Here is a 21913-nt window from a genome sequence, read left to right as displayed (position 1 = left end):
TTACTTTTATGTCAGTCTATATATTGTTTACAAAAAGTTTACCCTATAAAATTGCCGTATATTTTTCCGCCGGCGTTTTTTTGTGCATTTTCTACGAAATAAGGCTTTACAAAGAGCCGATTGTGTGTTATAATATCAATGTGTATAATACGGCTGTTTCCGTCAGCCGATAATGCGGAAACTTCCTGACTTCTGCGGTCAGAAAGTCCAAACCGCCGTGAAACTGACTGAATGAAAGGACTGAGCGTTTATAAAAGGTATCGCCGATTCACATTGTCATTATGACGATCCCGCTTTTGACAGCGACCGAAATGAGCTGATTTATAATATGCTGTGCGGTAACGACTCGTCAGTTAGTTTATTGATCCATGCCTGCACCGATGAGAAATCGGCGGTTTACGGTATAAACGCCGCAGAAAAGTATAAAAATTACTATACCTCTATCGGTTTTCACCCCGAATGCTGTGACTCTCTTCCCGAAAATTATATTGAAAGGCTTGAGTCTTTTCTAAAAAAATCGGACAAGATAGTTGCCGTAGGAGAAGTCGGACTGGATTATCATTATGATGGCTATGACAGAAAGCTTCAGCTGAAGCTTTTATGCGATCAGATCGAATTTGCGCAAAAGCACAGTCTGCCTGTAATATTTCACTGCCGTGACGCAACGGCGGATTTCCTTGAAATTATGCACCGCTATAAGCCTAAAGGCGTTGTTCACTGCTTTTCTGGCTCTCCTGAGGTAGCGACGGAGCTTGTTTCTATCGGACTTTATATCGGTTTTACGGGAATACTTACCTTTAAAAATGCGAAAAAGGTCAAAAGATCTTTTGCCGCAGTTCCGATAGACAGGATCCTCCTTGAAACAGACTGCCCGTATATGGCGCCGGAGCCGCACAGGGGAAAGCGCTGTACCAGCGATATGATCGAATTTACAGCTGCGGCGGGAGCTGAAATAAAAGGCGTTTCCCCGCAGGAGCTTACAGACGCCGCAAGAAAAAATACAGAGAGATTATTTGATATAAACAGATAACAGCTGAAAGGAACTGAATAAGAAATGGAGACACTTTACCTGGTGATCCCCTGCTATAATGAGGAGCAGATGCTGCCGATTACCGCAGAGGCGCTGATGAAGAAAATGGACAGACTTATCTCTGACGGAAAGATAGCCTCAAACAGCAAGGTCATGTTTGTTGACGACGGCTCAAAGGATAAAACGTGGGAAATAATTCAGAAGCTTCATACGCTCAATCCTATGTTTACGGGTCTGAAGCTGTCCCGTAACAAAGGGCATCAAAATGCGCTGCTGGCAGGGCTTATGACCGCTAAAAGCTATGCAGATATACTTGTTTCAATGGACGCCGATCTTCAGGACGATATTGACGCTATAGACGGCTTTCTTGAGAAAAGAGCCGAGGGCTGCGATATTGTCTACGGAGTACGCTCTTCCAGGGAAAAGGATACTGCTTTCAAACGAGGAACGGCTCAGGCATATTATAAGCTGCTTGCAAAGCTTGGGGTTGAAATTACTTATAATCACGCAGACTACCGCCTTATGAGCAGACGGGCAGTCGAAGCCTTATCGGAGTTCAAAGAGGTAAACCTGTTTTTAAGAGGACTTGTCCCTATGGTCGGCTTCAAAAGCGATATTGTGACCTATGTAAGAAACGAACGTCAGGCAGGTGAATCAAAATACCCGCTGAAAAAGATGATCTCGTTTGCAGTCGAGGGAATAACCTCGCTTTCAGTCAAGCCGATAAGGCTTATAACAAGTCTGGGACTGCTGGTATTTCTCGTTTCTATCATTTTGCTTATTTATTTCTTTGTGATCTGGTGTATGGGCAAGACTGTTGCCGGCTGGACAACGACGGTAGTTTCTGTCTGGGCTCTGGGAGGACTTCAGCTTCTGGCTATAGGAATAATAGGCGAATATATCGGCAAGATCTATCTTGAAACAAAAGCGCGTCCGAACTTTATTATTGAAACCAATTTAGAAGAAACCAATTAAATTAAATTAAGGAGTATATTATCATGGCAAATGAAAATCAGAACAAACCCGTAATTGAAAATTCCGCACTCGTTGAGGCAATTTCCGAAATGAGAAAAAATTTCAATGCAGAAACTCAGAACAAGGTAATAAATACCGCACTGAGAGGAACATTTCTTGTTCCTGCGATTATAAACAAAAACACTCAGCTTGTTGCCGACGCTGAAAATCACGTTAAATTCGAGGACAAACCTCAGGCAAAATTCCTGCTTATTACTCATAAGGAAAAGGGAACTTTCTTCCCTGCATTCACCGACGCAGACGAGCTTGCAAAATTCAAGACCGAGCAAAAATTCCAGGGTTTTGCAATGAAATTCGGTGATATTGCGGCTCTTACCGAAAAAACACCTAATGTTGCAGGCTTTGTAATCAATCCAATGAATCAGAATCTTCCCTTTACAAAGGAAATGCTTGAATCTATCAAGCAGACACTTATAAAGGTAAGGAAAGAGAGAGAGGACGCTGCAAAAGCCGAAAATTCAGGCGAAGAAGCTTCGGCGCCTAATATTACAGTATCCACAAACGAATAAAAACTGCCGTCCTTTGCAAAACTGCGGAGGACGGATTTTAATTGAGCTGAAAATTATAAACGCTTATATATATCCATGCCATGGAGGTAACAGAAATGGAACAGGAAAAGTCGTTTTCGCAGAAGGTATACTCGGTTATAGCGCTTATTCCCAAGGGGAAAGTAACTACCTACGGAGCGATAGCCGCCGCAATAGGAAAACCTAAGGCGGCAAGGTTTGTAGGCTACGCAATGAGCAAATGTCCTGAGCAGCTTCCCTGGCACAGAATCGTCAACCGAAAAGGCGAGCTGATGCACGGCTGGGAGGAAATGCACCGGCGGCTGCTTGAAGCTGACGGTGTAACGTTTCTGGAAAACGGAAATATAGATATGAAAAAGTGCTTTTATATGCCGAATGAGATATAAATTTAAACGCTGCCACCGGAAAATGCTTCGGGGACAGCGTTTTTTTGAAAATGTTCCACGTGGAACATAAGTACGGTTATTTTTAAAGACGTTGACAGGCTGTTAACTGCTGAGAAACCGGAGAATGATCCAAGTACAAAGTGTTTCTATATTATTAATACAGGTCTATATAAAAAATCGGATATAAATAAAAAAAGCTATGAGCGGCGCAATTTCAAGTAATTATGCCTACGTTTTTCTGTTAAAGCAGAATAAGATTTATTTCCTCTGAACAGACTCAGCAGGAAGCAGGCTCCTGCATATAGGTATTTTACTAAGCTGTTCTTATGCTCTGTACGCCAGATAAAAAGATCAGAGAACTTGTAATAAACTGAATCATCCAAATCGGTTGCAACAGGGTTTCTAAGAGATGCCGGTTCAGGAAAAGCTGTCTAACAGAAGTTCTTATATCCTGTTTGCCTCAGAAGCTGCGCTCAGCTGTTTTCTCTAAGCCGATTTCTATTTTCGATAATTATTAATTATTATTGATCAGAATATTACATGGCAGGGGATTTAGGATACAAATTATATCATAAAGTTGCCGCTTCGTCAATAAAGTTCACAAATTAGAAAATACTCATCGCAAAAAAGATCCTCCGTGCAATACACACGGAGGATCTTTCATCAAAAGCGTTGATTACTTTTCTTCGTTATTATAAAGCTTAGCATATCTGACAAGATAATCGTATCTGTCAGCGGCATTCTTAACCGCCTTGTCAAACAGCTTCTCAGCTCTCTCAGGATTCTGTCTGGCAAGAGCGTTGTAACGAACCTCGCCCATAAGGAAGTCCTTATAATCCTTGCTCGGAGCCTTGGAATCCAGAGTAAACGGATTCTTGCCCTCAGCCTTGAGCGCAGGATTAAATCTGTAAAGGTGCCAGTAGCCGCACTCTACAGCCTTCTTCTCCTCAGTCTGAGCAATAGACATACCGCCCTTGATACCGTGATTGATACACGGAGCGTATGCAATGATAATCGAAGGACCGTGATAAGCCTCAGCCTCGGAAATAGCCTTGATACACTGATTGTAGTCAGCGCCCATTGCAATATGAGCAACGTATACATAGCCGTAGCTCATTGCGATTCCGGCAAGATCCTTCTTCTTAACTTCCTTACCGGCAGCTGCAAACTGAGCAATAGCGCCAGTAGGAGTAGACTTGGAGGACTGTCCTCCTGTATTTGAGTAAACCTCGGTATCGAATACGAAGATATTTACATCCTCGCCTGAAGCAATAACGTGGTCAAGTCCGGAGAAGCCTATATCGTAAGCCCAGCCGTCGCCTCCGAATACCCACATGGATTTCTTGCGGAGGTAATCCTTATCCTTTAAGATCTCGTCTGCCGCCTTTGTCTTTGACTTCTTGAGCGCTTCTACAAGTACATCTGTTGCAGTTGAATTAGCCGCACCGTCGTCGATAGTAGAAAGATAACCCTCGACAGCCTTCTTAAGTGAAGCTGACTTTGTAGTCTTTTCAAGCTCAAGTACCTTAGCGATAGTTCTCTGTCTGATTGTATTCTGAGCAAGGAACATACCGTAGCCATACTCTGCATTATCCTCGAACAGTGAGTTAGCCCAAGCAGGACCCTTTCCTGCCTTATTGGTTGTATAAGGAGTTGAAGGCGCTGAACCGCCCCAGATAGAAGAACAGCCTGTTGCGTTAGCAATGTACATTCTGTCACCGAAGAGCTGTGTTACAAGCTTAGCATAAGGAGTTTCGCCGCAGCCTGCGCAGGCACCCGAGAACTCGAGAAGCGGCTGCTTGAACTGTGAACCCTTTACTGTAGTCTGCTTGAACTTTTCAATTACCTCAGGCTTTTCGGGAAGCGTACGTCCGTAATTGAATACCTCCTGCTCTGCCAGCTGAGTTTCGAGCGGCATAAGGTTAAGAGCCTTGTTGCCCTTCTTTCCAGGACATACGTTTACGCATGAGCCGCAGCCTGTGCAGTCGAGAGCGGACATTGTTACCATAAAGTAGTAACCCGGCATACCTGTCATAGGAACAGCCTTTTCCTGTGCAAGCTTAGGAGCCTTTTTCAGCTCTTCCTCAGTCATTACACATGGACGGATAACCGCATGAGGACATACATATGAACAGAAGTTGCACTGGATACAGTTTTCAGGGATCCACTTAGGAACGTCAACTGCGATTCCTCTCTTCTCAAATGCAGCAGAACCCTGTGGGAATGTACCGTCAGCCATATCAACGAAAGTCGAAACAGGAAGCTCGTCACCCTTCTGCTCGTTGCAGGGGATCTGAATTTCGTTAACGAACTTTTCAAGAGTCTTATCAGCACACTTAGCCTTAGGCATACCCATAGCGGTATCCTTGGCGTTCTTCCAAGCCTCAGGAACCTTAACCTCTACAACCTGCTGATAGCCGGCGTCGATAGCGTCGTGGTTCATTTTAACGATAGCGTCGCCCTTCTTGGAGTAAGAAGCGGTAGCTGCGTCCTTCATGTACTTAACTGCGTCCTCGATAGGAATGATATTGGCAAGCTTGAAGAATGCAGACTGCAAAACAGTATTGATCCTGTTGCCGAGTCCGATCTCCTTACCGATCTTAACGCCGTTGATGATATAGAACTTAATGTTATTTTCTGCGATATATCTCTTGACCTGTCCCGGAAGGTGCTTATCAAGCTCCTTCTCTGTCCACTGGCAGTTGAGAAGGAATGTTCCGCCCGGCTTGATGTCAGAAACCATATCGTACTTTGTAATGTATGATTCGTTATGGCAGGCAACGAAATCAGCCTGATTGATAAGGTAAGTCGACCTGATAGGAGTCTTGCCGAATCTCAGGTGAGAAACCGTTACGCCGCCCGACTTCTTGGAGTCGTAAGCAAAGTATGCCTGAGCATAAAGGTCGGTATGGTCACCGATGATCTTAATGGAGTTTTTGTTAGCGCCTACAGTACCGTCTGCGCCCAGACCCCAGAACTTGCAGGCTGTTGTTCCGGCAGGAGCGGAATCAAGCTTATCGTGAGCGTCAAGCGAAAGGTTTGTAACGTCATCGTTGATACCGATCGTGAAACGAGCCTTGTAAGAATCCTTCCATGAAGCGTTCCAGTAAACCGCCTTGATCTGAGCAGGAGTAGTATCCTTTGAACCAAGACCGTACCTTCCGGAAGCAACAGGAATATCGTGGAACTGAGTACCCTTGAGAGCTGCAACTACGTCGAGGTAGAGAGGCTCGCCGAGAGAACCCGGCTCCTTAGTTCTGTCGAGAACGGATATCTGCTCGCAGGTCGAAGGAATAGCTTCAACAAGCTTGTCAGCGCAGAAAGGTCTGTAAAGTCTAACCTTAACAAGACCCAGCTTTGTTCCTTCCTTCTCGTTGAGGTAATCAATAGTTTCTTCAATTGTATCACAAACCGAACCCATTGCAACGATAACATGAGTTGCATCGGGAGCGCCGTAGTAATTGAACAGCTTATAATCAGTGCCGATCTTAGCGTTTACCTGATTCATGTAATCCTCAACAACGGCAGGAATAGCGTCATAGTAGCCGTTGCAGGCTTCTCTTGCCTGGAAGAAGATATCGCCGTTCTGAGCGGAGCCGCGGAGAACCGGGTGCTCAGGATTGATAGCCCTGTTTCTGAATTCCTGAACAGCGTCCATATCTACCATCGAAGCTACGTCTTCCTTGTCCCATACCTCGATCTTCTGGATCTCATGAGAGGTCCTGAATCCGTCAAAGAAATGAAGGAAAGGTACTCTTCCCTTAATAGTAGACAGATGAGCTACGGTTCCGAGATCCATTACCTCCTGAACGTTTGAGGAGCAGAGCATTGCGAAGCCGGTCTGACGGCAGGCATAGACGTCTGAGTGATCTCCGAAAATATTAAGAGCGTGAGAAGCTACGCATCTTGCAGATACATGAATTACGCAGGGAAGCAGCTCGCCTGCGATCTTATACATATTAGGGATCATAAGAAGAAGTCCCTGAGAAGCAGTATAGGTCGTAGTAAGAGCGCCGGCCGCCAGAGAACCGTGAACAGTTCCGGAAGCTCCCGCTTCGGACTGCATTTCAGCAACCTTTACGGGCGTGCCGAAGATATTTGTCTGACCCTTTGCAGACCACTGGTCTGTAACCTCAGCCATTACTGAGGAAGGGGTGATCGGATAGATAGCAGCGACTTCTGTAAATGGGTATGAAGCCCAAGCAGCAGCGTTGTTTCCGTCCATGGTTTTCATTTTTCTTGCCATTTTAGAATCATTCCTTTCTCGATATTTTGAACCTTTGACAAGTACAAAATTCGTATGCCCGAATGCCTCTCAATACGCAACGGAGCATTTTTTCACAAAGCGGCGAATCAATATGTGAAAATTTTCACAATCAAATCTGCTTTAACTATTATATTATAACACTGAATTGTTCTTTTGTAAATAGCTTTTCGTATTTTTTTCATGGTTTTTGCCTGCTGTTCATAAAGCTCAGCCAGAGTGAAAGCTGAAGGGCGTTCTTACTTTGCATTTATATTTATATATTCAGGTTTCAGCTTCGAGTACATTATCTTCTGGCTTGAATACAGTCCGTAATATCCCGAAAGCATATAGCTTACGCCGCTTGCCGCAGCAAAAAGCAGCAGACCCTCCGAACCGAATATTTCAAGGCTCAGAAAAATAGAAGCTGCGGGACAGTTGACTACTCCGCAGAAAAGCGCAACTACCCCCACGGCAGCGCCGAACTGCGGCTCCATTCCAAGCAGAGGGGCGGCGGCACAGCCGAAAGCCGAGCCTATAAAAATCGTAGGTACGATCTCTCCGCCTTTAAAGCCTGCTCCTATAGTAACAGCTGTAAATATGATCTTAAAGATAAAATCGTACCAGTTTGCTTTTCCCTGTTCCAGCGCACCTATAATTACTCCCATTCCCGCGCCGTTGTAGTCGTATGTTCCGAGAATAAAAGTAAGTGCCGCTATAAATATTCCGCCTGCAAACGCTTTTATATATGTATTTGAGAAAAGCGAGTTCAGCTTATCGTGAGTATATTTCATCGTCATACAGAACAGTATGCTTACAACCGCACAGAGCGCCGAAAGCACTCCTACCTGTACCACAGAGGTAAGGTCAAGCGCCGGAACGAATTGCGAAATACTGAAACGGGTAGGCGCCATTCTGAACAAAAGTGAGACCTTGTATGCAATAAGCGCAGAACCCAGACACGGCACAAGTCCTACATAATATATCACGCCGACGCTTATTACCTCCATAGCGAAAAAACAGGCGGTAAGGGGAGTTCCGAATAATGCTGCGAATACTCCGCTCATTCCGCACATTATTACAAGGCTCATATCCTTTTCGTCAAGCTTCAGCAGTTCTCCGACCTTTGCTCCGATCGAGCCTCCAAGCTGCAGGGCTGCTCCCTCTCTTCCAGCCGAGCCTCCCAGCAGATGAGTTATACAGGTCGACAGAAAGATCAGAGGCGCCATAAGTATCGGAACGTGAGTATTTGTTCTGATAGAGCTGATTATAAGATTAGTTCCGGCATCCTCGTCTGTTTTTGTTATCCTGTAGAGAAAAACTATCGCAAGACCGCCGACCGGCAGCAGATATACCAACTGAGGTAAGCCCTCCCTGACCTCTGTAGCCTTTATTACCGCCATATGAAAGAAGGTTCCCACCAGTCCTCCTACAGCTCCGACTGCCGAGGATATAAATACCCATTTTGCAAACGCCGCTGCAAATTTACCTGCGGAATCCGCTTTCGCCTTTAAAAACGCTTTGTTTAAAATATACCCCGCCGCCTTTCACGATACAATAAAATACCATAATAAAGGGCGAACTCTCAGTCCGCCCTCAGCCTTGCGCCGTAAGAAACGCTTAATTTAAAGCTCCGCAATAACCTCTACCTCTACCAGTACGTCCTTGGGAAGCTCCTTTGCGGCAACGCAGGAGCGTGCAGGCTTTCCGGTAAAATATTCGCCGTATACGCCGTTGAACGCCGCAAAATCAGACATATTCTTCAGAAAGCATACCGTTTTTACAGCCTTGTCCATAGACGTTCCTGCGGCTTCAAGAACCGCCGTCAGGTTTTTGCAGACCTGATGAGTCTGCTCCTCTATAGTCTGAGCCTCGACATTTCCTGTTGCAGGATCTATTGCGATCTGACCCGAGGTAAACACCAGATCCCCCGCCTTTACAGCCTGAGAATACGGACCTATTGCGTCCGGTGCATTCTTAGTATAAACCTTTTCCGACATATCAATCTTCTCCTTTTTTATTAAGCTCGTCGACTGCAAGGGAGATCCCCTTTGTCAGGCACTTGGCAACAATTGACGCATAATCTGGGTAGCTTTCTTTGTCAAGCTTTATCATTCTGTCAAACAGATCCTGAAGCTGACCGTTAACGACTATAGTATAGCCGTTTGACTTCTCGTCCGTATTCTTATCCGATACGGTCGTTTTAAGCATTTTGAATGTTACGTTCTCCATGTTTTACCTCCGCTATTTATTAACAATATTAAAGCCCGCTTCTGACAGAGCCTTTCTTATCTGACCGATATGCTCAAAGTTTCTGGTTTCAAGTACGATCCTCAGCAGGCAGTCGGTAATATCGCTGTCCTCGCTGGCTCTTTCATGATGTATTGAAACGACGTTTCCGCCGAGATTTGCAAGTATCTCAGAAACTCCCCTGAGCTGTCCCGGCTTATCCTCCAGCTGAATAGTAAGAGTATCACTTCTGCCCGATTTGAGCAGACCTCTTTTGATTACTCTCGAAAGAATAGTTACGTCTATATTTCCTCCCGAAACAAGACACACTACGTTTTTGCCTTCTGCCGGTATCTTATCGAACATTACCGCAGCTACCGAAACCGCTCCCGCACCCTCGGCTATAAGCTTATGCTGCTCGATAAGCGCAAGGATAGCCGAGGACACTTCGTCGTCGGTAACTGTAACTATATCGTCAACATAACGTTTGCAGAACTCAAAGGTATGCTCGCCCGGTTCCTTTACCTTTATACCGTCGGCAATAGTTGCGACCGATTCAAGGCACTTTATTTTATCCTCAGCAAGAGATTCGACCATTGAAGGAGCGCCGCTTGCCTGAACGCCGTATACCTTAATATCAGGCTTCAGGGATTTAAGTGCAAACGCAACTCCTGAAATAAGTCCGCCGCCGCCGACCGGAACAACTACCGCATCAATATCAGGAAGCTGATCCAAAAGCTCCAGTCCTATCGTACCCTGACCGGCGATAACGTTTTCGTCATCAAAGGGGTGGATAAAGGTATAGCCCTTTTCATCTCTCAGCTGTATAGCCTTATTATAAGCGTCGTCGTAAACTCCTTCGACAAGACAAACCTCCGCGCCGTAGCCCTTAGTAGCTTCAACCTTTGAGATAGGCGCTCCGTCAGGCAGACAGATGATAGACTTTATACCGTTCTTCGCTGCGGCAAGTGCTACGCCCTGAGCATGGTTTCCGGCGGAGCAGGCAATAACTCCGTGAGCCTTTTCCTCGTCGGAAAGCTGCGATATTTTATAATAAGCCCCTCTTACCTTAAACGAACCGGTTATCTGAAGATTTTCGGTTTTCAGAAAAACGTTCGCCTTTGGATTTATCTTAGGAGCCTTTATTACCTCGGTTTCCCTAATAACCTGCTTCAGAACGTGTCTGGCGTGATAGATTTTGTCAAGTGTCAGCATACCAATCATCCCTCTTAAATTATATTAAAAAATCTCCGTCCCGCAGCCTATGCTGACAGAGACGAAGACGACTCTCCGTGATACCACTCTGATTGCGCTCCGTAAAAATGCGGTGCGCCGCTCATTATCCCTTTAACGGAGGAAAACCGTGCCGTCCTACGGACAATACTTTCAGCGGCAGGCTCAGGAATGATACTAAACCGTGATCTGACGCAGAACTTTCACCTTACATCTGCTCTCTTGGAAAGATCCTTCGGATTACGTTTCCGTCAAAGCCTTTAAATATTTTATATATAGTATTATACACCCGCGCTTTATGAATTGTCAATAGATACTTTGTAAAAAGTGTTAAGACATATGCGCTCGTATACGGAAATCATTATATCCGCCGAAATTGCAATCATCACCAAACAGCCGATGATTGCAATTTCTAAGCTCATGTGCTACAATTAATGCAGCGCCGCACAAGGCTCTGTGCGGTATTAGCATAGTAACAAGGGGATTTTGTATTATGATCTATTCGGATATACACAAGGGAATATTTATCAGCCGCCCCAACAGATTTATCGCAGAAGTCGAAATAGACGGTGTAAAGGAAATCTGTCATGTAAAAAATACAGGAAGGTGCAGGGAACTGCTTATAAAGGGCTGTACTGTATACTGTGAAAAAAGCTTAAAACCCGAAAGAAAAACAAAATATGATCTGATAGCTGTCATAAAGGGAGACCGCCTTATAAATATGGACAGTCAAGCTCCCAACAAAGCCGTATCCGAAGCAATACCGAAACTTTTTAAGGAAGTCGTATCGGTAAAGCCTGAATACAGCTTTGGAGCCTCCCGAATAGACTTTTATATTGAAACGGAAACAGAAAAAATACTGCTTGAGGTAAAAGGGGTAACTCTTGAAGAAAACAACACTGCGCTTTTCCCCGACGCTCCTACCCAACGCGGGATCAAGCATATAAAAGAGCTTGAACGCTCTGTATGCGAAGGCTACAGAGCCTGCATACTGTTTCTGATACAGATGAACGGAGCAGAATGCTTTATGCCTAACAGAAAAACCCACCCCGAATTTGCCGAGGCGCTGAAAACGGCAAGTAAAAACGGAGTGGAGATAATGGTATACGATACTGACGTTAAGGAAAATTCCATGAGGGTCAGCAAGCCTGTCAAATTTGTTATTTAAACATGACACCGATATAAAACATGAAAAACGACGGACTCCCGATCAGCCGGCTATTCCCGGAACGTCCGTCGTTTTTGTTATCGTTTCAGACCTTTTCTTCTTACTGCAAATACTATGATCATGCCTGCTGCCAATACGGTCAATATTATTGAGGTAATAAGCAGCGGGGTATTGGTATAAAAGAGCACCCACTTGCTGGTAGTTACAATTATATCGCTGTATTCCGATTTGCTGCTGTTTCCTGCGGCATCAGTATATCTGATAATTACAGAATCATATTTATCCGCTTCAAGTTCAAATTCAAAGCTCTTATTCTCTTTTGTCAATACCTGAATATCTTCATATGAATAGTCTTTTATTTTTTCATTATTGACTAAGACCTCAACAGAATCAAGTTTTATATTATCGGTTACATCAAATTTGACCTCTTTTACGGGAGTATTGTATACCTCCTTGCTGGAAAGATCCGCAGCATTGCATATCGGACTAGTATTATCCACCGCAAATGTAAGCTCCGCTCCGGAATTAACGCTTTCCGATAAATTCTGAGCCTTATCAACGGAAGAAACCGAGAGCCTGTAAACGCCGTCGCTTTCAAACAGCTTTTTATCAATAGTATACATATACTGATACCATTCTCCGTCAGAATTTATCTGTTCCCTTTTATAGCTGTCGGAAGTAAGTTCTATAGTCTGATCGTCCTTGTATACTACTACAGACGCAGCTTCCGGTTCTATAGGGTCGGGGTTTGTTTCTATAACCACAACGTCGCATGCCTGTTTCAGGTATTGATCTGTCATTTTTTCGGTTTCTTCGGTAAATTCAAAAACTGAACCCTGACGGTTTACTGAAAATTTCATCACTTCGGTTTTTTCTGTAAATTCAACTGTACTGTTATTTACAGCCGCCTTGGTGCATATATTCCCCGCCTTATCGTATATGCGGCATTTAAGCGAATACATACCGTCATTTTCCAAATTTTCTATAACGTATTTTTTGCCGTGCTCAATAGAAGTGATATTATTGATCTCAGCCTCTTTTGTTTCATATCCGTTTTTAGACGAAGAAACATATTCCAGAATCACCTCCGCTTTATCAAAATTAATATCCGTCGTTTCGATCGTCAGGCCTATCGTTTCATCATTATTTGCTGAATTTGCGTCAATGCCTTTAATTTCAAGGGAAGGAGAGGTACTGTCTATATAAAAGCTTTGACTGTACTTTTCAGACAGAACGTTTCCTCCCATATCCTCTCCGCTTACGGCAACAGTATAATAGCCGTCATCTGAAAATTTAATAGTTGCAGTCCGAATATCTCCGCTGCTCTTCCACTCTGAAGCCTGCGGCGCTTTAACAGGTCTGCCGTCCAGTTCGGCGTCGACTGAGATAAGAAAACGTGAAGCGTCAAAATTATGCTCAATAACAGTTATTGTTGCGGTACGTCCTTTACTATAATATATTTTATTCTCGCAGCTGTTATTATCATAAGCGACCGTAGCTTCAGGAGCCGTTGTATCAATAGTAAATTCACTCGGGCTGACTGAGCTGCCGTAGCTTACGCTTTTAGTATTCTTATTTCCCGCCATATCGGTATATTCTATATCAAACCTATAATCTCCGTCCTCTGAGAAAACGATCTCTGCCGTATGAACAGATCTATCCGGATCGGACGGATTTTCCGTACTGCTCCAGCTTTTGATCTTCGGTACAGAACCGTCGGTATTGCTTATTGCTGCTTTTACACCGTCCTCGCTGAAATTGCGTTCTGTAATACGGATGACCGCAGTTCTGGGCGAGTTAAATATCTTCCTGTTTTTGCTGTCGGGAGAGTTATTGTCAAAGCTTACCTCTATTTCAGGCGGTGTAATATCAATCTTTAAAGCAGCTGATTTTTTGGACGAATTTCCGCAGTTATCGGTTACCGTTACCTCTACAGTTACATTATTGCTGTTATTAAGATCTGCGTCAACTACCAGAGTTCCGTTCCATTTCTGCACCAGATCGGATTTCAGCGAACTCGTTTTGCTGTATTTAAACAGTTCGCCGCTCTGTGTTACCTGTCCGTCCTTCAGCACCCTGTAGCTTACAGAATTTAAACCTGAATATACATTGCCGGCTTGCGGAATATCTGCGGCTTCTATATTTACAGTTACATTACTGCTGTAAAAGCCGTTTATCGGCTGCTCCGGAGAAACAGTGACCCCGGGGGCGCATTTTTCAACGGAAGGCGCTGTTCCGTCAATAATAAACCCGTCTGAATTGATATATATAACATTTCCTGCGTAGTCAGTTATTCTGGAATATACTATGCCCTGAACGCCGCTTCCTGTATCGAACAATACATAAGAATTATCGGAATATATCCATAAATCAGACGATTTCAGATAGTCTATGCTTTTTTCGCTGTCGCATATCATATACTCCACAGAGTATATTCCGCTCAGCTCATCATGAGCTTCTATTGAGGAGACCTGCGATATATTCTGAAACAGATCAAACTTTAAGTTATCAAAAAAGCTGTTCCAGAGCTTGCCGCTCAAAGAAGCATTCCAACTTCCTACCGTTATTATACCCGACGGCAGCTGTTTATCAACTGTAAATTCATACGGCGCCGCCGACGAATAAGTATTTATCTTTCCCTTATTTCCCGCAAGATCCTTATATTCTATCCCGAACCTATAGTTTCTGTCCTCGTCAAATGAGATAACTGCGGTATACTTTCCGCCGCTGAACTTCCACGAATCAGCTGAAGGAGCTTCATAACCGAAACCTGAGAAAACAATATCCTCAGCGTTAAAATTATCCTCCTTAACAGTAATAGTCAGCTTGCGATCCTTGTTAAAAAACCTGCCGTTTGCCGCATTGTTATTGTCAAAGGATATTCCTATTTCCGGAGCGGTTTTATCAACTGTAAATTCATCTATCGATACCATTTCTCTGTTAAGCGCTGTATCGGCAGTACTTGCTTCAACTATATATTTACCGTCCGATGAAAACGTTATGCTGCCGTAATGAGTATTTCCGTCGGAGTATATATTTTCAAGCTCCGAATATTTTACCACTCTGGTATTGGTTTTTCCTCTGACCGTTTCTGTTACCTTTACAAACGTTTTAGAGGGTTCAAAGTTTGTTTCCGTAAAGGCAATTTGTACCGTTTGATCTTTATTATAAAACCTTTTATTTACGCTGTCGGTGTTTTTTAAACTTATGTTTATCTCCGGCTTAATAGTATCAAGGATAACGGTCTCTGTTTTTCCGTCAGAATTCTGTAAATATAAAGGCGCTGAAAAATTTCCCGCGTTATCCTCCGCCGTTATTTTTATCGTTCCCCTAAACTGATTCAGCTTGTCAAGCTCTTCCTCAGGCAGATTAAACCAGCTGCCGAAAACACCGTTCTTATCTGAATTATTTACTAAAGTCCCGCTGTATTTGCCACTAAAAGATTCGTACCCTGATTCGGGAGTACACTCATATTTTATGCTTTTTACCCCTGAAAGAGAGTCAAGCGCTGAAACGTTTACGATTACTGAGTTTTTATAAACTACTGAGCTTATAAGCTTTACTATCCAATTATCGGACAAGGCTATTTTAAGTTCAGAGGGACCTGATCTGTCAATAATACAGTCGTAATGCTCCTGCGACTTATGTTCTAAAATATCGGCGGCAGTTACCTTGATCTTATAAATATCTTCCGCTGTCAGCCTTATAACGGTTTTCAGTCCACCGCCGTTATCGGTCCATTCAATATCGGGAGCATACTGATTTTTTCCCGATACCTCTACGTCTATATTATCGGCGGTTATATTTTGATCCTTAATGTTTATAACCAGATCAAAGCTGTCCTTGAAAATATTATCTGAACCGCCGGACTGCGGATAAATCTGAATTTCAGGAGCTGATGTATCAGCAATTAATTTTGTATTCTCTGTTTTTGAATATCCGCACATATCCTTACAGTAAACGCTGATCTCATTCAGCCCCTCCTCTGCAGGTATCGTTAAAACAGTTCTGCCGCCTTCGCTGCTGTCAACGGAATATTCAACACTTTTTCCGTTGACTGTAACGCTAAGTGCGTCAAGGTTCAGATTAGATTCGGTTATTACCGCCGTTACCGAGCTATTGTCAGTACAGTAAATTCCCTCGTCAGACTTTTTCATATCGGAATAATCAAAGTTAATTACGGGAGCAGTTTTATCTATTACAGCTGTTATAGTTTGGTCACCTGAAGAGTTTCCCGCTTCATCGGTATAGCTGGCGGTTATATTATATCTGCCTTCTTCAGACAAACTAATCTTCTTTTCGCAATTACCGTTATTCTCTACCGACTTCTCAGAAGAGTTTATGGTTATTTTAAGGTTTTTATCTGAATAATCATTATCGTATACTATTACCGATATTTCCGTGTCATGATCAAAATAAAGCGTTCCGTCCGATCCCGCAGTAATATTCTCACATTTGATTTCAACTACAGGTTTTATCTTGTCGATTTTAATTTCGTTCAATTGAATAAGATTTGTTTTTGCTTCTCCGTTTTCATCACACAGCATCAGTTCAACCTTTGCGGTTTCTGTAATAACCAGCTTTTTCAACACCTCGCCGTTACAGTAAATATATCTTCCATCCGCCGCTTCTATAGTAACGTCGCTTTTATAAACCGTTCTTCCGTATTCACGCTCTCCGTCTATTATAATATCGTTTTCAGTCGCGGTATTAGACACTGTAAAAGCCTTTTTACATTCAGCTTCCGAGCTTTCTGCCATTATTTCAAAGGTATATCCGTCGCCCATATAAGAGGGGATAACAAGCTTACCACCGTCAAGCTGAGTTTCCTTTCCATCGCAGAGCAGTGTATATTTTATATCGTCCTTAGCGTCCTCAGGCGCAAAATCCGATGAAAAAGTTACTGTACTGCCGGGCCTCAGCGCTCCGTCAGCTTTTATATCCGATATACTTTCTATAGTAATAACCTCAAACTCTGCGCTGACATTGCAGTCTTGAGTAATATTCTTCAGTTCATATGTATAAACACGTCCGTTAGATGTCATATCCTGCGTAATTTCAGTATCGTTTACCCTAACGCCTTTTACCCTGTAATACTTATCGGGAGTAACGGTTATAACCGAACTGCCGTTATAATCAACTTCTGACGGCGTTATTTCAACAGTTCCTCCGCTGCATTCCTCGGAGGTTATTTTCTTTTTGGTAATACGTTTTTGATATTCCTGTTCATCTATCAGCTCAAAACTGTTTCCCTGTGATTCCTCGTCAAAAACAGCATAGAATGAAAAGCTGAATTTATCATATATATTTCCCGAAATATCATAGCAGTCAGAAACCTCTGAATCAAACTTTATATATTCACAGCCGTTGGTATAGCTATGCTCAAATTCGGTATTGCAGTTAAGAGAAACCGAAACGCTTTCCTCAGAAACATAATATTCTGTTTTCCATGCGTCATTGTTTGCTTCCGCTGCAACGGATATATGATTTTGTATATTATCTGCGTACGGATCTCCGAGCCCCCTGCTGAAATTAAAAACGATACTGCAATTTTCCGAAATATATGCAGATATAGCGGCGCTTTCTCCAACGGCAGTCAATGCTCCCCAATTCAGTGAAGCTGCCGCAGTTGCAGCCGCTATTGCCGCTGAAAGTATCCTTCTTGTTTTATTTATTATTCCTGCGTTCATTTTACGTCTTCCTCCGTTTTATTCAGTTATCCGATGCCCTAAATCATATCGCCGTTCCCTCGGTCATCAGTATATCGACATCTATAGTATAATTTATATGCTCAGGTTCTCCGTATTCGGATAACTGCTCCAATATAACAGTTTCATCTGTCTGAAACCCGGACAGCATATCCGTTTTTCCGTATTCCAGAAGCGCCGTATCACTTTTAGAGCTGTTACGAGCATTTGCGGCAGACGGCGCCGGTATCTTCTTATCTTCTCCGGCGTTTTTTCTTCTTATCTGTTCTACGGCCTTTTTCTGCGCCCTTCCCGACAGTTCATTTATTATGTTTTTAATTCCAAACGCAAAAAATAATGCTATTCCGGTTATAAGAAAACAAATACTCAGCGCATAACCGATATATGATAAAATCTTCAGTGTTTCAGCGCTCATAACGCCGCCATGCTTTTGGTCCGATAACAAAGCATGGACTCCCCCCTTTTTATTAATTGTTATTTAATCCGTCAAGCTGTTACGATCCAGCGCCGCCATATACAGCTTCGGCATATCTTACCGTTCCGTCTATTCTATCAGTAACCGATTCCTTTATATCCTTAGTTATATCCGTTGTTACTGATATCTCGTTCAGCCTGCTTTTTATGTAATCAAGCATTTCGGCGATCTCTTTATAGGTCACTCCGTCGGATTTGAATTTTACAGCGTACTGCTCGATCGAACTTTGTATAAGCTCGTACAATTCAAGCTCTACTATTTCTCCCTCGTTTTTTTGACTGACCATATCAACAAGTCCCGAATAATTATCAAACAGCTCACGGTATATGCCGCTGTCGCTGGCTTCGGCGGTATTCATAACTATATCCCTGTAAAACAAACCTATATCCCTGTATATTACAGCCATGCTGCTATGTGCAAAGGAATCGTCAGCTGAAGATAACGCCAAGTCAAACCATTTTATTGCCGATTTCATTCTTATTGCTTTATTATCCGAAAGACTGTCCTTTGACGGATCAGACCCATATTCGTAGTAGTACCAGTAAAGCTTTCCAATTTCAAAACAAACGTCAGCATAGCTTTTGTTATTTTCTTTTAAACCGTCCTCATTTTTAACAATAGCTTCCTGAAGCACTGTTTCCTCTTCAAGCGAAAAAACGCCGTCGCTTTTCATAGAATTTATCAAGCCTATATATGCGTCCGCTTTATCAGGTCTGAGCGAAACGGCTTTTATATAGCAATCGTTTCTGAGCGCTGTTTCATTCGTTTTCTCAGCTGTTTCAAGCAAGGCGGAATAATTATCATTGATCTTTGCTGACGATGCCTTTCCCAAAACTATTCCTGACGTCAGAAATAAAACAGACGCAGACGCAGCACAGCAGAATACCGCAAGCTTTTTCTTTAAGGATTTTCTGTACATATCGTCGATTTTGTCATAGTTGTTCAGATCATACATCAGCTCTTCGCAGGACTGATAGCGGTCGTTCGGATCCTGCTGCGTACACTTTAAGATTATTTTTTCAAGTCCTGACGAAAGTCTGGGATCAATATCTCTTATAGGCAGTATTTTATACGGCGGGTCGCAGGGACTTGTTCCTGTTATGAGATGATACATTGTAGCGCCGAGTCCGTAGATATCCGTTCTGGCGTCGGTCTGCCCGTGACCGCCGAACTGCTCGGGAGCGGCATATCCGATAGTTCCCAGACAAACGGTATCAGCAATATTCCGTTCCTTGAACTCCCTTGCCGTTCCGAAATCAATAAGCATTATCCTGCCGTCAGGTCTGAGCATAATATTTCCCGGCTTTAGGTCACGGTATATGATCGCAGGCTCTCTCGAATGAAGATACCCCATAACATCGCATAGCTGCTTTGACCATTCGATCACATCTTCCTGACGCTGCGGCCCGTTATTTTCAACATAATCAAGCAGCGGCTTTCCTTCAATATAATCCATTACGATCAAGAAGGTATCGTCGGAATCAATCACGTCAATTATACTCGGCAGGTTAGGATGATTAAGCTTTTTCAGAAGATCAGTTTCAACTATAAGCCCCTGCTTTACTACCTCATAATCCTTTACCCCGTCTTTTCTTACCTCTTTTATTGCCCACTGTTTATTTGCTTTTTCATTCATAGCAAGATAAACTACACTCATTCCGCCCTGTCCGATTTTATTCAGGACCTTATACTTTCCGTCAATTACTGAGCCGATCTCAAGCATTTATATCCACCCTAACAGCATTTTACAGCCGCAACTGAAATATTGTCTTCTTCGCCGCGCTGAATATTTAAATTTATAAGCCTGCGTGAAACATTGTCCAAAGCTTCGCACGATCTTATTCCTTCCGGAGCATACGCCTTAAATATCTCGTCCTCTCCAAGCGTATGCCTGAAGCCGTCGCTGCATATCAGATATACCGTATCCTTTTTAGGCGCTGAGCAGACAAATTGAGGGGTTACTATACTTGAAGCGCCTATGCATTGGAGCAGTACGTTTCTTCTTCCGTCTGCCGCCGCCTGCTGAGGAGTCATTCTTCCTTCCCTGATCTCTCTGGCAACAAAGGTCTGATCTTCAGTCAGTCGCACAATACTCTCCCCGACCTCATATGCCCTTGTATCTCCTACATGGCCGACTATATAAAATCCCGGTGTGATAAGCATTACGGTACAGGTAGTTCCAAGCTTGATACCTCGGCTTTTTCCGTAATTTATAAGCCTTGTATTATTTTCTTCGATTATATTCCTCCACTGCTCGGAGATCCTGTCCGTTTGCATATTTATAGCTCCGCCTGAAATATAATTTCCGAACCAGGCGTCAAATGCTTTAATAACAGTTGCACTTGCCTTTTCGCCGCAGGAAAGCCCGCCCATTCCATCACATACCGACAGTATAGTAAATCTTCCTTTATCCGTAAGCGCAGACTTTATAAGCAGTCCGTCCTGATTGGTCGTCTTTTTTGTTCCTATATCGGTTTGTGCAGAATATAGGATATTCATATCCAGAAGCACCTCTTTTACCCCTTAATAAAACCTGAACTCAAACTCCTCATTTGCAAATCTGATCTTATAGCCCTGCTCAAGCCTGATCTCCTCATTGCTGTTTATCATATTCCCGTTAACAAATGTATGATTTGTAGAGTTGGTATCTACTATATAATAATCGTCGCCCCTCCTGATTATATTGGCGTGGCTTCTGCTTATCGCCGTATTATCGCTGATACAGTAATCAACAAAGCTAGGCTCTTTCCCTATTCTGAATACAGGCTTGTCCAATGAAACAGAAGTATTTGTTTTAAGCCTGTAAAGCGTCGGTACTGCATTAGGACTCAGCATTTCCTTTGAGAGGACCGTTGTATTCATATTTGCCGCCGGCTGAGAAGAAAGTGCTTCTATAGGAATATAGGAAGGTGCAGCTGCACTTTGCTGAGAAGGCGCAGTCTTAGCAAAGTCTGTAAATCCGCTGCTGACGGATTTAACCTCAGAGCTGCTATGAGCAGCAGCTGACGGCGCTGTTTGCTTTATCTCCGCTCCGGGAATAGCCATTGACGGAGCATCGGAGGCCTTTGCTTTCTTTTCCTTCTTATCATTCTTATTTTTATTAAAACCAAAGCTGAATGATTTTTTCTTTTTTAAAGAGCGGCCGTCTTCTGCCGACGAGGCCTGAGGTATATTCTGATGACTGAAATTAATCGGCACAACAGCCGCTTCTGTCTTAAGATCACGATTTATAACCGGCGCACTAACTTGAACTGCTTGGTTAATCTTTGGATCTACTGCAGACTGATTTATAATTTCAGGACGCACATATTCAGCAGGTCCTTCTTCTTTAAGCATTTTATCCGCAAAATCGCGTATGCTCTTTAAAGTACAGCTTTGATCGGTATTTAAAAAAGTGATTATCTTTGCGATATAATCACAGTTTTCGCTTTGGTCAAACTGTGAGCAGAATAAAATATTTTTAAAAAAATCCTTATAGTTCAGCTCTGCTTTTTCCGTCAGAAAAGGAACGCATACCAAGAATGCCTTAGAGGTACTTACATCAATATAAATATATTCGGTATTCAATACAAAAGATGAAAGCTCAAGCATATAATCGTCGCAGTTCATCAGCGCGCCGCAGATCCCGGACATTACCGTAAGAAACTTCTTCTTAGTTATCACTCCGTCAAAAAACATCTTCATGCTTACCTTTGCAGTAATATTGTATTTAACAAACCTGTCGCTGTTGTTCTGCATAAATATCAGCGGAAGTACCCCGGGTATAGTATTATTTGTTATCATCCCCAACGCAACGGTATCTATAGTTTCCGTTTCATCAGCCTGATAAACAAGATAATTTGACGTATTTCCGTTTTCGTATGTCCAAGTTCCCATAAT

15 protein-coding genes are annotated in these 21913 nt (G+C 43.1%); 5 read left to right on the top strand and 10 right to left on the bottom strand.

The annotated features are described in order from the left end of the window. Positions 1 to 250 precede the first annotated feature (250 nt). From ACYQ0H_RS00275 to ACYQ0H_RS00260, 4 genes are all read left to right on the top strand, one after another. On the top strand, positions 251 to 1030 hold the full coding sequence (locus ACYQ0H_RS00275; RefSeq protein WP_459811218.1) for a TatD family hydrolase: 780 nt from the start codon (positions 251 to 253) through the stop codon (positions 1028 to 1030). Positions 1031 to 1054: 24 nt separating this feature from the next. Next, positions 1055 to 2005: a glycosyltransferase family 2 protein gene (locus ACYQ0H_RS00270; RefSeq protein ID WP_459810829.1), complete on the top strand. Its 951-nt coding sequence runs from the start codon at positions 1055 to 1057 to the stop codon at positions 2003 to 2005. A gap of 23 nt (positions 2006 to 2028) precedes the next feature. Next, positions 2029 to 2574: an SseB family protein gene (locus ACYQ0H_RS00265; protein ID WP_459810828.1), complete on the top strand. Its 546-nt coding sequence runs from the start codon at positions 2029 to 2031 to the stop codon at positions 2572 to 2574. A gap of 95 nt (positions 2575 to 2669) precedes the next feature. Then, positions 2670 to 2978 carry an MGMT family protein gene (locus tag ACYQ0H_RS00260; RefSeq protein ID WP_459810827.1) on the top strand — a complete coding sequence of 103 codons (309 nt, stop codon included), beginning with the start codon at positions 2670 to 2672 and terminating at the stop codon, positions 2976 to 2978. Positions 2979 to 3654: 676 nt separating this feature from the next. Here ACYQ0H_RS00260 and nifJ read toward each other — a convergent pair. The 5 genes from nifJ to ilvA form a co-directional block, all read right to left on the bottom strand. Further along, positions 3655 to 7224, bottom strand: a complete 3570-nt coding sequence (gene nifJ / locus ACYQ0H_RS00255) for a pyruvate:ferredoxin (flavodoxin) oxidoreductase (RefSeq protein ID WP_459810826.1) — start codon at positions 7222 to 7224, stop codon at positions 3655 to 3657. A 257-nt stretch (positions 7225 to 7481) separates the two neighbouring features. Beyond that, positions 7482 to 8642 carry a chloride channel protein gene (locus tag ACYQ0H_RS00250; protein ID WP_459810825.1) on the bottom strand — a complete coding sequence of 387 codons (1161 nt, stop codon included), beginning with the start codon at positions 8640 to 8642 and terminating at the stop codon, positions 7482 to 7484. 204 nt (positions 8643 to 8846) lie between these two features. Continuing rightward, a complete protein-coding gene (locus tag ACYQ0H_RS00245; RefSeq protein ID WP_459810824.1) occupies positions 8847 to 9221 on the bottom strand; it encodes a RidA family protein in 375 nt (124 codons plus the stop codon). A 1-nt stretch (position 9222) separates the two neighbouring features. Further along, positions 9223 to 9453, bottom strand: coding sequence for a hypothetical protein (locus tag ACYQ0H_RS00240; protein WP_459810823.1), 231 nt, complete (start codon positions 9451 to 9453; stop codon positions 9223 to 9225). Between the two features lie 12 nt (positions 9454 to 9465). Further along, positions 9466 to 10665, bottom strand: coding sequence for a threonine ammonia-lyase (gene ilvA / locus ACYQ0H_RS00235; protein ID WP_459810822.1), 1200 nt, complete (start codon positions 10663 to 10665; stop codon positions 9466 to 9468). Between the two features lie 511 nt (positions 10666 to 11176). Here ilvA and sfsA point away from each other — a divergent pair. Next, complete coding sequence (sfsA, locus tag ACYQ0H_RS00230; RefSeq protein WP_459810821.1) at positions 11177 to 11851, top strand: DNA/RNA nuclease SfsA; 675 nt, start codon at positions 11177 to 11179, stop codon at positions 11849 to 11851. Positions 11852 to 11928: 77 nt separating this feature from the next. On the opposite strand, the gene ACYQ0H_RS00225 is transcribed toward sfsA, so the two are convergent. The 5 genes from ACYQ0H_RS00225 to ACYQ0H_RS00205 are packed head-to-tail and all read right to left on the bottom strand — an operon-like array spanning position 11929 to position 21910. Then, positions 11929 to 17541, bottom strand: coding sequence for an Ig-like domain-containing protein (locus ACYQ0H_RS00225; RefSeq protein WP_459810820.1), 5613 nt, complete (start codon positions 17539 to 17541; stop codon positions 11929 to 11931). Positions 17542 to 17584: 43 nt separating this feature from the next. Then, a complete protein-coding gene (locus ACYQ0H_RS00220; RefSeq protein WP_459810819.1) occupies positions 17585 to 18004 on the bottom strand; it encodes a hypothetical protein in 420 nt (139 codons plus the stop codon). A gap of 49 nt (positions 18005 to 18053) precedes the next feature. Beyond that, on the bottom strand, positions 18054 to 19757 hold the full coding sequence (locus ACYQ0H_RS00215) for a serine/threonine protein kinase (protein ID WP_459810818.1): 1704 nt from the start codon (positions 19755 to 19757) through the stop codon (positions 18054 to 18056). Positions 19758 to 19768: 11 nt separating this feature from the next. Continuing rightward, entirely contained in the window at positions 19769 to 20533 is a 765-nt protein-coding gene (locus tag ACYQ0H_RS00210; RefSeq protein ID WP_459810817.1) for a PP2C family protein-serine/threonine phosphatase, read from the bottom strand. Positions 20534 to 20557: 24 nt separating this feature from the next. Next, positions 20558 to 21910, bottom strand: a complete 1353-nt coding sequence (locus ACYQ0H_RS00205; RefSeq protein WP_459810816.1) for a DUF6382 domain-containing protein — start codon at positions 21908 to 21910, stop codon at positions 20558 to 20560. Positions 21911 to 21913: the final 3 nt, after the last annotated feature.

It is taken from the genome of Hominimerdicola intestinalis (genome assembly GCF_054655215.1).
Note: the sequence above shows the minus strand (reverse complement) of the source record. Positions and strands in the feature narration are given on the sequence as shown.

Excerpts from the sequence above, each read along its gene's own strand:
- ACYQ0H_RS00270 (WP_459810829.1), top strand. The coding sequence starts at position 1,055 with ATGGAGACACTTTACCTGGTGATCCCCTGCTATAATGAGGAGCAGATG.
- ACYQ0H_RS00265 (WP_459810828.1), top strand. The coding sequence starts at position 2,029 with ATGGCAAATGAAAATCAGAACAAACCCGTAATTGAAAATTCCGCACTC.
- ACYQ0H_RS00260 (WP_459810827.1), top strand. The coding sequence starts at position 2,670 with ATGGAACAGGAAAAGTCGTTTTCGCAGAAGGTATACTCGGTTATAGCG.
- nifJ (WP_459810826.1), bottom strand. The coding sequence starts at position 7,224 with ATGGCAAGAAAAATGAAAACCATGGACGGAAACAACGCTGCTGCTTGG.
- ACYQ0H_RS00245 (WP_459810824.1), bottom strand. The coding sequence starts at position 9,221 with ATGTCGGAAAAGGTTTATACTAAGAATGCACCGGACGCAATAGGTCCG.
- ACYQ0H_RS00240 (WP_459810823.1), bottom strand. The coding sequence starts at position 9,453 with ATGGAGAACGTAACATTCAAAATGCTTAAAACGACCGTATCGGATAAG.
- ilvA (WP_459810822.1), bottom strand. The coding sequence starts at position 10,665 with ATGCTGACACTTGACAAAATCTATCACGCCAGACACGTTCTGAAGCAG.
- sfsA (WP_459810821.1), top strand. The coding sequence starts at position 11,177 with ATGATCTATTCGGATATACACAAGGGAATATTTATCAGCCGCCCCAAC.
- ACYQ0H_RS00225 (WP_459810820.1), bottom strand. The coding sequence starts at position 17,541 with ATGAACGCAGGAATAATAAATAAAACAAGAAGGATACTTTCAGCGGCA.
- ACYQ0H_RS00215 (WP_459810818.1), bottom strand. The coding sequence starts at position 19,757 with ATGCTTGAGATCGGCTCAGTAATTGACGGAAAGTATAAGGTCCTGAAT.
- ACYQ0H_RS00210 (WP_459810817.1), bottom strand. The coding sequence starts at position 20,533 with ATGAATATCCTATATTCTGCACAAACCGATATAGGAACAAAAAAGACG.
- ACYQ0H_RS00205 (WP_459810816.1), bottom strand. The coding sequence starts at position 21,910 with ATGGGAACTTGGACATACGAAAACGGAAATACGTCAAATTATCTTGTT.